This is a genomic window from Naasia sp. (assembly GCF_025465545.1).
In the GTDB taxonomy this organism is placed as follows: Bacteria; Actinomycetota; Actinomycetes; order Actinomycetales; family Microbacteriaceae; genus Naasia.
On sequence record NZ_JAODMK010000036.1, the window covers coordinates 37,105 to 49,063 of the forward strand.

Below are 11,959 nucleotides of genomic sequence, written 5' to 3' on the forward strand. Positions count from 1 at the left end.
GCGTCACACTCTCGCAGGTGCCGCGGACACGGTGCGATCGATGGTGCACTGCCCGAGGACCCGCGTGCCGACGTAGACGACGGCGGTCTGGCCGGGGGCCACCCCGAGCAGCGGCGATGAGGGCGTGAGAACGAGCTCGCCGTCCCGCAGCACGGCGACAGCCGGCTCCGGATCGGAGTGCGCTCGGATCTGCACGAAGCACTCGAACGGCGTCGCGGGGTCGGCGGGCGGGCGCCCCGCCCAGCTGAACCGGGAGCCGGCGAGCTCGGCGATCGCGAGCGCCTCCTTGGGACCCACGACGACCTCGTTGCTCACCGGCCGGATCTCGAGCACGAACCGGGGGCGACCGTCCGGCGCAGGCGTGCCCAGCCGCAGCCCGCGCCGCTGACCGACGGTGTACGCGAGAGCCCCCTCGTGCTCGCCCACCCGCGAACCGTCCGAGTCGACGATGGTGCCGGGCTTGAGCTCCACCCGCTCGGCGAGCCAGCCGCGGGTGTCGCCGTCGGAGATGAAGCAGATGTCGTGGCTGTCCGGCTTGCTGGCCACTGCGAGGCCGCGGGCCGCCGCCTCGTCGCGCACCTGGGCCTTGGACGGCGTCGAGCCGAGCGGGAACAGGGCATGCGCGAGCTGCTGCGCGGTGAGCACGCCGAGCACGTACGACTGGTCCTTCGCCTCGTCGGACGCGCGGTGCAGCTCCCGATTGCCGTCGGCGTCCAGCACGATGCTCGCGTAGTGCCCGGTGCAGACGGCGTCGAAGCCGAGGTCGAGCGCCTTCTCGAGCAGCGCGGCGAACTTGATCCGCTCGTTGCAGCGCATGCACGGGTTGGGCGTGCGACCGGAGGCGTACTCGGCGATGAAGTCGTCGACCACGTCGAGCTTGAACCGCTCCGAGAAGTCCCAGACGTAGAAGGGGATGCCGAGCCGGTCCGCCGCCCTGCGGGCGTCCATCGAGTCCTCGATGGTGCAGCACCCGCGGCTTCCGGTGCGGAGTGTGCCGGGCATCCGGCTGAGCGCGAGGTGCACCCCGACTACGTCGTGACCGGCGTCCACGGCACGGGCGGCGGCGACGGCGGAGTCCACTCCCCCGCTCATGGCAGCAAGGACGCGCATACGCCGAGTCTAGATCGGCTCGTTGCGCCGGCTCAGCGGAGGGCGGAAGGGACCCGATCGGCGTGACCTGCCCGCTGAGCGCGGGCGACCGCCTCCGGCAGGACCCGCAGCAGGGCCTCGATGTCCTCGCCGGAGGTGTCCTCGCCGAGGCTCACGCGCAGAGCGCCCCGCGCCTCCTGCTCGGGCACGCCCATCGCGAGGAGGACGTGGGACACGTCGGCGACTCCCGCCTGGCAGGCCGCGCCGGTGCTCACCGAGATGCCGGCCATGTCGAGCAGGAAGAGCAGGGAGTCGCCATCGCAGCCGGGGAAGGTGAAGTGGGCGTTGCCGGGCAGGCGGGAGGCGCCGGCGGGTGCCCCGCGCAGGACCGCGCCGGGCACGGCGTCCCGGATCCCGCCGATCAGCCGGTCGCGCAGGCCGGACAGGCGGGTTGCGCGCTCATCGAGCCCGCCGACGGCGAGCGTGGCGGCGGCGGCGAAGGCGACCGCGCCCGCCACATCCTGGGTGCCGGACCGGATGCCCCTCTGCTGCCCGCCGCCGTGCACGAGCGGCTGCGCTGTCGCGCTCCTGCCGAGCACGAGCGCGCCGACGCCGACCGGGCCCCCCACCTTGTGCGCGGAGACGCTCATCGCGGCGAGCCCGGAGCTGCGGAAGTCCACGGGCACGTACCCGAGGGCGGCCACGGCATCCGCGTGCACCGGCACGCCGGACTCGCCGGCGATCGCGGCGATGCGGACGACGTCCTGCACGGTGCCCACCTCGTTGTTGGCCCAGAGGAGGGTGACCAGGGCGGCGTCCTCGTCCTCGAGCGCGGCCCCCACCGACTCGGGCGCGAGCCGGGCCTCGTGGTCGATGGGCAGCTCCTCGATCCGCGCACCCTCGTGCGCCTCGAGCCAGGCGACCGTGTCCACCGTGGCGTGATGCTCGCCTCCCGGCAGCAGCACCCGGCGCCCGCCGACCGCCCCGGCGGTGCGCGCCCAGTAGATGCCCTTGACGGCGGTGTTGACGGCCTCGGTTCCCCCCGAGGTGAAGACGACCTCCACGGGGTCGCAGTTGAGGGCCTCGGCGAGCTGCTCGCGCGCCTCCTCGAGCACCCGCTTCGCGCTCTGCCCCTGCCCGTGGATGGACGACGGGTTCCCGGTCACCGACAGCGCCCGGGTGTACACCTCGAGGACCTCGGGCCGAAGGGGCGTTGTGGCGGCGTGATCCAGGTAGATCGCCATTCCCATACTCTAGGGACCATGACGCCGGAGGATCCTTTCGCCGGACTCGGCGTCCGGAGCACCGCCTCCGGCGGCGAGCTGAGGATCTGGAGCGGCACCGCCGACGCGGTCGAGCTCTGCTTCTTCGACAGCTCGGATCCGCACTGGATCACCTCCACCGTCCCGCTCGAGCGGGATGCGCACGGCGTGTGGAGCGGGCGCTCCCCGCTGCTCGTTCCGGGGCGCCGCTACGGAGTGCGCGTCTCGGGCCCCTCGGCCCCCGGCAATACCTTCAACCCCGCGACGGTGCTCCTCGACCCCTATGCCCGGGGCGTCTCCCGCGTCTCCCCCACGATGTGGCAGAGCGTCGTCCTCGACGGTGCCTTCGACTGGGGGGCCAGCAGCAAACCCGCGGTGCCGCTCGACCGGAGCGTCGTCTACGAGGCGCACGTCCGGGGCCTCACCAAGCTGAATCCCGCGCTGCCGGCCGCGCTCCGCGGCACCTACGCCGGTCTTGCCCACGAGAGCACGATCGACTACCTGCAGGACCTCGGGGTGACGGCGGTCGAGCTGCTTCCCGTGCACGCCTTCACGAGCGAGCGCCGGCTCGTCGCCCAGGGACGCAGCAACTACTGGGGCTACAACTCCCTCGCCTACTTCGCGCCGCACCCGTCCTATGCGTCGACCGCCGCCCAGCGGTCCGGGCCCGAAGCGGTCGTCGGCGAGTTCAAGGGGATGGTCAAGCAGCTGCACGAGGCCGGCATCGAGGTGCTCCTCGACGTGGTCTACAACCACACCGCGGAGGAGGGCATCGGCGGAAACCGCTTGAGCTTCCGGGGCATCGACAACTCGTCCTACTACCGTCAGGCCGCCGGCGGCGAGTACGTGGACATGACCGGCTGCGGGAACACCCTCGACTTCAGCAATGAGGCGGCCATCCGGCTCGTGCACGACTCGGTGCGGTACTGGGCGAACGAGCTGCAGGTCGACGGGTTCCGGTTCGATCTGGCAGTGACACTCGGTCGCGACGCGATGGGCGCCTTCGACCCCGAGCATCCGCTGCTGCTCTCCCTTCGCGACGATCCCGCGCTCGCGGGCGTCAAGCTGATCGCGGAGCCGTGGGACGTCGGGCCCGACGGCTGGCAGACCGGCCACTTCCCCCCGGGCTGGAGCGAGTGGAACGACCACTTCCGCAACGCGTCCCGCAGCTTCTGGCTGAGCGACACCGCGGCCGGGCGGCACGGGCACCATGCTGCGGGCAGCACAGGAAAGCTCGCAACGGCGCTGGCCGGCTCCGCGGACCTGTTCGCCAAGGAGCGCGGACCGCTCGCCTCCGTCAACTTCGTCACCGCCCACGACGGCTTCACCCTTGCCGACCTCACCGCATACGACGTCAAGCACAACCTCGCGAACGGCGAGGAGAACCGTGACGGAACCGACGACAACCGCTCGTTCAACTTCGGGGTGGAGGGTGAGACGCGGGACAGGAAGATCCTCGCCGACCGCCGCCGGGCGATGAGGAACCTGCTGGGCACCCTGCTGCTCTCGGCGGGCGTCCCCATGATCACGGCGGGCGACGAGTACGGCCGCACGCAGCGCGGCAACAACAACGCCTACTGCCAGGACAGCGAGCTCACCTGGCTCAGCTGGGAGCGGACCGCCTGGCAGCGGGACCTGCACGGCGTCGTGCGCACCCTGCTGAGGCTGCGCCGGGAGAATGCGGCGCTTCGCCCCTCCCGCTACGCGGTGCACCAGACGCCCACGCCGAACGCGTCCGAGATCACCTGGTACTCGCGCATCGGCGAGATGATGATCAGCCACGACTGGCACGATCCCGAGGCCCGGTGCATCCAGTACTTCGCGTCGTCGACCCCGGACGAGGAGACGCTCAATCAAGTGCTGCTGGTGGTCAGCGGCATCGAGGGGGCCTGCTCGGTGCGGCTCCCCCAGCACGAGGGCGTCGAGGGATTCGAGCTGCTCTGGACGAGCGAGGACGATGCGGCCAGGGGCACGCTGCACGATGCGGGAACCGAGGTGTCGCTCGACGGGCCGGCGCTGGTGCTCTTCCGCGCCGTCTCCACGCCGGCCCCGCCGCGCGAGCGCTAGCCGGCCGCTGGGACCGGCCGCTCCGGCTCGGCTTGCGGCGCGACGCGCGCAATCCGAGCCGGAACGTGCAGTCCGAGGGAGCCCTAGTGGGCGACCGTCACCAGACCGAGTTCGGCGGGGCTCGCGAGGTAGGGGCTCTTCGGGACGACGCGCACGTTGTAGCCGAACGAGCCGGGACGGGTGAGCGGCACCGTGCCGGCGAAGGTCGTGGACCCGTCGAGCGCGATCATCCCGGTGACCGTCGCCGCCGCGGGGCCGTCGTCCGTCAGGAGCGCCAGCTCCACGGTCGTGGTGTCCACCAGGATGTCGTCCTCCAGGCTCCGCCCGTAGACGACCTCGACCGAGACGTCCTGAGGCGACAGCGAGCCGAGCTGGACCTGCGCCCGCACATGCAGTTCGTCGCCGATCCGCGGGACCGCCGCGAGACCGCCCGATTCCACGTGCACCACGTGGACGCCGGCCCAGTTCTTCGACACGTCGCTCTTCCACGCGGCGAGCGCCCGACCGGCGGCGTAGTCGCCGGCGGCGATGACGGTGGCCGCCTTGCCCGCCGGCGTGTACAGCTTGGAGACGTACTCCTTGACCATGCGGTCCGCGCTGAGCGAGGGCGACAGGGTCGCGAGCGTGTGCCGGATCGACTTCACCCAGCGCTCGGGCACCCCGTCCTTGTTCCGGTCATAGAACCGGGGGGCGATCTGGTGCTCGATGAGGTCGTACATGGCGCCGGCCTCGAGCGCGTCGCGCTCGTCGGCGTCGCCTGCCGCGTCGGAGGACGGGATCGCCCAGCCGTTCTCGCCGTCGTAGAACTCGTTCCACCAGCCGTCGAGGATCGACAGGTTGAGCGCACCGTTGAGGGCGGCCTTCATGCCGGACGTTCCGCACGCCTCGAGCGGACGGAGCGGATTGTTGAGCCACACGTCGGTGCCCGGATAGAGGAGCTGCGCCATGCCGATGTCGTAGTTGGGCAGGAACACGATGCGCCGGCGCACCTCGGGATCCTGGGTGAAGTTGACGAGCTTCTGGATGAGGCGCTTGCCCTCATCGTCGGCCGGGTGCGACTTGCCTGCGATGATCAGCTGCACCGGCCGCTTCTTGCTCGTCAGCAGCTCGCGCAGGCGATGCTCGTCGTGCAGCATCAGCGTGAGGCGCTTGTAGGTGGGCACGCGGCGGGCGAAGCCGATGGTGAGGACGTCCGGGTCGAGCACGTCGTCGAGCCAGGTGGGGACCACCGAACCGGGGTTCTGCTCCGCCCATGACGCCTTCAGGCGCCGCCGGGCATCGCCGACCAGCTGCTCGCGCATCTGACCGCGGACATCCCAGAGCTCCTCGTCGCTGACCGACTTCGACGCCCAGTCGGCGGCGGTCGTGTCGGAGGTGCCCAGCTTCTTCTCGGCCAGCGCGAGCAGGCGCGGGTCCGTCCAGGTGGGGGCGTGCACGCCGTTGGTGACCGAGGTGATCGGCACGTCCGCCTGGTCGAATCCCGGCCAGAGCCCGGAGAACATGCCTCGGCTCACCTCGCCGTGCAGCTGCGAGACGCCGTTGGCGTGCTGGGCGAGCCGCAGCCCCATCACCGCCATGTTGAACATCGAGCCCGAGCCGCCCGCGTAGTCCTCGGCGCCGAGCGCGAGCACGTCCCGCGCGGCGACGCCGGGCAGCAGGTCGGTCGAGAAGTAGGCCTCGATCAGCGAGCGGTCGAACCGGTCGATTCCGGCGGGAACCGGAGTGTGCGTCGTGAACACCGTCCCGGCGCGGACCACCTCGAGTGCCTCCGCGAAGGAGAGCCCGCCGGCGACCAGGTCGCTGATGCGTTCGAGGCCCAGGAAGCCGGCATGGCCCTCGTTGGTGTGGAAGACCTGCGGAAATGGGGTGCGGGACAGGTCGCTGTAGAGCTTGATGGCGCGCACCCCGCCGATGCCGAGCAGCAGCTCCTGGAGCAGCCGGTGCTCGCCGCCGCCGCCGTAGAGGCGGTCGGTCACGCTGCGGAGGGACTCCTCGTTCTCGGGGATGTCGGTGTCGAGGAGCAGCAGCTTGACCCGGCCGACGTCCGCCTGCCACACGCGAGCGAAGAGGGTGCGGCCGCCGGGAAGGGCGAGGGCGACCTGGGCCGGCGCACCGTCGATGCCGCGGAGGACGGACAGTGGGAGGCCGTCGGGATCGAGGACCGGGTAGGTCTCCTGCTGCCAGCCGTCGGGCGAGATGGCCTGACGGAAGTAGCCCGAGCGATAGAAGAGGCCCACGGCGAGCAGCGGCACACCGAGATCGGATGCGCTCTTCAGGTGATCGCCGGCGAGGATGCCCAGACCACCCGAGTACTGGGGAAGGGCCGCCGCGATGCCGAACTCGGGCGAGAAGTAGGCAATCGACTCGGGCGCGTCGGTGCGCGTCTGGTACCAGCGCGGCTCCGTGATGTAGGTGCGCAGGCCATCGCGCAGCGCATTCGCCCTCTGCACGTAGGCGGTGTCGGCGGCGAGCTCCTCCACCCGCTCGGGCGTCACCCCACCGAGCAGCGACACCGGGTCGTGCTGGCTGGCAGCCCACAGGTCGGGGTCGATGTACTCGAACAGCTCCCGGGTGGGCTCGTGCCACGACCACCGGAGGTTGCCGGAGAGCTCGTCGAGCGCGGAGAGACTCTCCGGCAGGACGGTGCGGACGGTGAAACGACGGATGGCCTTCATAGATCGATCCCATCAGCAAACAGGCGAATGGAGCCCACCCTAGGACAGTCCTGTCGGGTCTCGGCGACACCTCGGGGCCGCTGAGGGCGTGCCAGGGTCGATGGGGGCGCTTGACAGGCCGAGCGGGGGCGCGTCAAGGGGGCGGCCTCCGGGGGCGCGGCCCCTGAAGGGTGCGGGCTAGAGTGAAATCGTGGCGACTCCCCCGAAGAGCGAAGAGCCCCAGCCGGCGCGCCCGGCCACTCGCAAGGCCCCGACGGCGCGCCGGACGGCCCCCGCGAAGGCCGCTCCCGCTGCCGCGGATCGGGCGGCGAAGCCCGCGCCGACCGCGGTTCAGCCGGCGGCCGGCGCATGGGCGCCCGTCCTGGGCAGGATTCCGATTCTCGAGCTCTCGCCGCAGCAGCCGGACGACCTCTGGCCCGCCAAGGCGTACGTGGGCGAGGTGGTCCCCTTCGGAGCGACGGTGTTCCGGGAAGGCCACGACCTGCTCGGCGCCGACGTGCTGCTCACCGACCCCGAGGGCCGCACGACGGAGCACCGCATGTCCCTGCGCTCGGCGGGCACCGACCGCTGGAGCGCACACGCGCTCGTCGATCGCCCGGGCTTCTGGACCTTCCGGATCCGGGCATGGTCGGACGACTACGGCACCTGGCGGCACAACGCCGAGGTGAAGGTGCCGGCCGGGATGGACGTCGAGGTGATGTTCGCCCTCGGCGCTCGGCTGTTCACCCGGGCTGCCGGCGAGGACAGCCGCACCGAGGAGGAGCGGCGCCTGCTCCGCGATTCCGCCGCGAGCCTGGGCCTGACCTCGCTCTCTCCGGAGCAGCGGCTGGCGATCGCCTCCGACTCCCGGCTCGTCCAGGCCGTGCAGCGGGTGCCGATCGCGAGCCTGGAGAGCCTCTCCCCGCAGCGCACTCTCCGCGTCGAGCGCGAGCGGGCAGGGCGCGGAGCCTGGTACGAGTTCTTCCCCCGCTCCGAGGGTGCGGTGCGGCGCGAGGACGGCTCCTGGCAGTCCGGAACCTTCCGGACCGCAGCGGAGCGGCTCCCCGCGATCGCGCGGATGAACTTCGACGTCGTCTACATCCCCCCGGTGCATCCCATCGGGACGACCAACCGCAAGGGCCCGAACAACACCCTCACCGCGGGCCCGCACGACCCGGGCTCGCCGTACGGGATCGGCGCCGCCGAGGGCGGGCACGACGCGATCCATCCCGACCTCGGCACCGAGGACGACTTCCGCTTCTTCGTGGCCGCCGTCGCCGAGGCGGGCATGGAGCTCGCGATCGACATCGCCCTGCAGGCCTCGCCCGATCATCCCTGGGTGAGCGAGCATCCCGAGTTCTTCACAACGCTGCCGGACGGGTCGATCGCCTACGCCGAGAACCCGCCGAAGAAGTATCAGGACATCTACCCCCTGAACTTCGACAACGATCCCGAGGGCGTGTACCAGGAGATGCTCCGGCTCTTCCTGCACTGGATCGACCTGGGCGTCAAGATCTTCCGCGTCGACAACCCGCACACCAAGCCGCTGGCGTTCTGGGAGCGCCTGCTGCACGAGGTGAACACCGCCCATCCTGAGGCGATCTTCCTGTCGGAGGCCTTCACCCGGCCCGCCATGATGCGTGGTCTCGCGAAGGTCGGCTTCCAGCAGAGCTACACCTACTTCACCTGGCGGAACAGCAAGGAGGAGCTCGCGGAGTACTTCCTCGAGCTCGCCACCGAGACCGCGGACTACCTGCGGCCCAACTTCTTCGTCAACACGCACGACATCCTCACCGCCTACCTGCAGTTCGGGGGCCCTGCGGCCTACAAGACCCGGGCGGCACTTGCGGCGACCGCGTCGCCGAGCTGGGGGGTCTACTCCGGCTACGAGCTGATGGAGAACGTCGCCCGGCCGGGGTCCGAGGAGAACATCGACAACGAGAAGTACGAGTTCAAGCCCCGGGACTACGCCGGGGCCGAGGAGCGCGGCGAGTCGCTGGCGCCGTACCTGAGGATGCTCAACGCTATTCGTCGCGAGCACCCGTCCCTCGGGCAGCTGCGCAACATCGCCGTGCACTGGAGCGACGAGCCGGAGATCCTCGTCTACAGCAAGCACATCGACGGGCGCTTCACCCCGTCGGGAGCCTCCGACACGATTCTCGTCGTGGTCAATCTCGACCCGCATTCCGTGCGGGAGACGATCGTGCATCTCGACCCCACGCAGTTCGGTCTCAAGGAGGACGCCGCGTTCCTGGTGCGCGACCTCATCAGTGGCGCCGTCTGGACCTGGGGCCAGCACAACTACGTGCGGCTCGACCCGTTCACCGAACCGGTCCACATCCTGCACGTCGTCTCCCCCGTTGCCGAGCAGTACTACTGAGTTGACGGAGGCCCAGCGCCTCCCCCGTACCCGAGAGAAGGCCCTGATGGCCAGCGTCCCCGCATCGACCGAGTCCGAGTCCTCCGCCGAGAAGCCCACCCCGGGCACCCAGACGCCGACCGGCCAGGCCGAATCCGCGCAGGCGACCCCGCAGCCTCCGGCCCCCGGCCTCGAGCTCCCGCCCGTGCCCGAGGCGGATCTCGTGCGCATCGCGCACGGGGTGCACTCGGGTCCGCACTCGGTGCTCGGCAACCACCCTCTCTCGGGTGAGGGCGAGAGCGCGACGGTCGTCATCCGCGCCTTCCGGCCCCTCGCCGAGACGGTCGCCGCGATCCTCGCCGACGGCTCCCGGGTGGAGCTGACGCACCTGGACAGCGGCGTCTGGCACGGCCTGAGCCAGTCGGGCCTGCAGGACTATCTCCTGGAGGCCCGGTACTCCGACGGCAGCGAGTGGACCGTCGACGACCCCTACCGCTATCTGCCCTCCATCGGCGAGCTCGACCTGCACCTGTTCGGTCAGGGCCGGCACGAGAAGCTCTGGGACGTCCTCGGCGCGCACCACCGCGAGCACTGGGGCGTGAGCCGTCCCGTCCCGGGGGTCTCCTTCACGGTCTGGGCACCGCATGCGCAGGCGGTGCAGGTCATCGGCGACTTCAACGGCTGGGACGGGTCGCTGCACATCATGCGCCGGCTGGACTCCAACGGGATCTGGGAGCTCTTCGTGCCCGGGGTCGAGCCGGGCGGCTCCTACAAGTACCGCATCCTGACCGCGGGCGGCTCCTGGATCGAGAAGGCAGACCCGATGGCGCAGTACACGGAGGTGCCGCCGGCCACCGCTTCGATCGTGGGAGTGAGCGGCTACCGCTGGGGCGACGACGCGTGGCTCACCGCCCGTGCCGCCACGGACCCGCACCAGGGGCCCATGAGCGTCTACGAGATGCACCTCGGCTCGTGGCGGCCGGGGCTCGGCTACCGCGACGCCGCCGATCAGCTCATCGACTACCTCGCCGAGACCGGCTTCACCCACGTGGAGTTCATGCCGCTCGCCGAGCATCCCTTCGGCGGCTCGTGGGGCTACCAGGTGACCGGCTACTACGCGCCGACCGCCCGCTACGGGCACCCGGATGACCTGCGCTACCTGATCGACCGGCTGCACCAGGCGGGCGTCGGCGTGATCATCGACTGGGTGCCCGCCCACTTCCCCAAGGACGCCTTCGCCCTTGCCCAGTTCGACGGCCAGCCGCTCTACGAGCACACCGACCCGAGGCGCGGCGAGCAGCAGGACTGGGGCACGCTCGTCTTCGACTTCGGCGAGTCGCACGTGCGCAACTTCCTCGTGGCCAACGCACTCTACTGGTTCGAGGAGTTCCACATCGACGGCCTGCGGGTCGACGCCGTCGCATCGATGCTCTACCTCGACTACTCCCGCAAGGAGGGCGAGTGGGAGCCGAACGAGCACGGCGGACGCGAGAACCTCGAGGCGATCAGCTTCCTGCAGGAGGTCAACGCCACCGCATACAAGCTCTACCCCGGCATCGTGATGATCGCCGAGGAGTCCACCAGCTGGGGCGGCATCACCCACCCGACCTCCACGGGCGGTCTCGGCTTCGGGCTGAAGTGGAACATGGGCTGGATGAACGACTCGCTGCGGTACATGAGCGAGGACCCGATGTACCGCTCCTACCACCACAACGAGCTCACCTTCTCGTTCGTCTACGCCTTCAGCGAGAACTTCCTCCTGCCGATCAGCCACGACGAGGTCGTGCACGGCAAGGGATCCCTGATCGGCAAGATGCCGGGCGATCACTGGCAGAAGCTCGCGAACGTCCGCGTGTTCCTCGCCTACCAGTGGGCGCATCCCGGCAAGCAGCTGCTGTTCATGGGACAGGAGTTCGGCCAGCTGTCCGAGTGGAGCGAGGAGCGCGGCCTGGACTGGTGGATCCTCGACCAGCCGGCGCACCGCGGCCTTCAGCACTTCGTGGCCTCCCTCAACCGGCTCTACCGGGACACTCCGGCCCTCTGGGAGCAGGACGGCAGCGATGCCGGCTTCACCTGGATCGACGGCAGCGACACCGCGAACAGCGTGGTCTCCTTCCTCCGCTGGGACCGCTCGGGCAGGCCGATCGCGGCCGTCTTCAACTTCAGCGGAAGGACGGTGGGCCCCTACCGCGTCGGCCTGCCGTTCGCCGGGGTCTGGGACGAGGTGCTCAACAGCGACGCGGGAGAATTCGGCGGTTCCGGCGCGGGCAACTACGGTGCCGTGACGGCCGACCAGGCGGGGCATCAGGGGCAGCCGGCGTCGGTCGAACTGACCCTCCCACCGCTCGGCGCGCTGTACCTCCGGCCCCGGGGCTGAGGATCGCCCCCAATTCGGGGGTGCGGGGGGTGAAGTAGCGCGGATTTCCTTGCCGCGGCTTTGCTCCCCCAGTACATTGAACCCGTCGGCGACGAGCCGCTGGTTACCCGAAAATGACCGGCGTTCCCCGCCCCGACCCGCGTCTTTACCC

The 11,959-nt window shown here is 70.6% G+C and carries 6 protein-coding genes; 3 read left to right on the top strand and 3 right to left on the bottom strand.

The genetic code is table 11. From position 1 onward, the window contains the following. Positions 1 to 3: 3 nt before the first annotated feature. Together mnmA and JWR33_RS09350 are read right to left on the bottom strand one after the other, a co-directional pair. Positions 4 to 1,110, bottom strand: coding sequence for a tRNA 2-thiouridine(34) synthase MnmA (mnmA, locus tag JWR33_RS09345; protein ID WP_297411353.1), 1,107 nt, complete (start codon positions 1,108 to 1,110; stop codon positions 4 to 6). Positions 1,111 to 1,142: 32 nt separating this feature from the next. Then, positions 1,143 to 2,333, bottom strand: a complete 1,191-nt coding sequence (locus JWR33_RS09350) for a cysteine desulfurase family protein (protein ID WP_297411355.1) — start codon at positions 2,331 to 2,333, stop codon at positions 1,143 to 1,145. Positions 2,334 to 2,351: 18 nt separating this feature from the next. Between JWR33_RS09350 and glgX the strand changes: the two genes are divergently transcribed. Continuing rightward, complete coding sequence (gene glgX, locus JWR33_RS09355) at positions 2,352 to 4,418, top strand: glycogen debranching protein GlgX (RefSeq protein ID WP_297411357.1); 2,067 nt, start codon at positions 2,352 to 2,354, stop codon at positions 4,416 to 4,418. A gap of 83 nt (positions 4,419 to 4,501) precedes the next feature. Here glgX and glgP read toward each other — a convergent pair whose 3' ends face one another. Beyond that, positions 4,502 to 7,093 carry an alpha-glucan family phosphorylase gene (gene glgP / locus JWR33_RS09360; protein WP_297411359.1) on the bottom strand — a complete coding sequence of 864 codons (2,592 nt, stop codon included), beginning with the start codon at positions 7,091 to 7,093 and terminating at the stop codon, positions 4,502 to 4,504. Positions 7,094 to 7,454: 361 nt separating this feature from the next. Between glgP and JWR33_RS09365 the strand changes: the two genes are divergently transcribed. Together JWR33_RS09365 and glgB are read left to right on the top strand one after the other, a co-directional pair. Continuing rightward, on the top strand, positions 7,455 to 9,452 hold the full coding sequence (locus JWR33_RS09365; protein ID WP_297411474.1) for an alpha-1,4-glucan--maltose-1-phosphate maltosyltransferase: 1,998 nt from the start codon (positions 7,455 to 7,457) through the stop codon (positions 9,450 to 9,452). A gap of 46 nt (positions 9,453 to 9,498) precedes the next feature. Continuing rightward, positions 9,499 to 11,808, top strand: a complete 2,310-nt coding sequence (gene glgB, locus JWR33_RS09370; RefSeq protein ID WP_297411361.1) for a 1,4-alpha-glucan branching protein GlgB — start codon at positions 9,499 to 9,501, stop codon at positions 11,806 to 11,808. The last annotated feature ends 151 nt before the right edge of the window (positions 11,809 to 11,959 follow it).

Excerpts from the sequence above, each read along its gene's own strand:
- mnmA (WP_297411353.1), bottom strand. The coding sequence starts at position 1,110 with ATGCGCGTCCTTGCTGCCATGAGCGGGGGAGTGGACTCCGCCGTCGCC.
- JWR33_RS09350 (WP_297411355.1), bottom strand. The coding sequence starts at position 2,333 with ATGGCGATCTACCTGGATCACGCCGCCACAACGCCCCTTCGGCCCGAG.
- glgX (WP_297411357.1), top strand. The coding sequence starts at position 2,352 with ATGACGCCGGAGGATCCTTTCGCCGGACTCGGCGTCCGGAGCACCGCC.
- glgP (WP_297411359.1), bottom strand. The coding sequence starts at position 7,093 with ATGAAGGCCATCCGTCGTTTCACCGTCCGCACCGTCCTGCCGGAGAGT.
- glgB (WP_297411361.1), top strand. The coding sequence starts at position 9,499 with ATGGCCAGCGTCCCCGCATCGACCGAGTCCGAGTCCTCCGCCGAGAAG.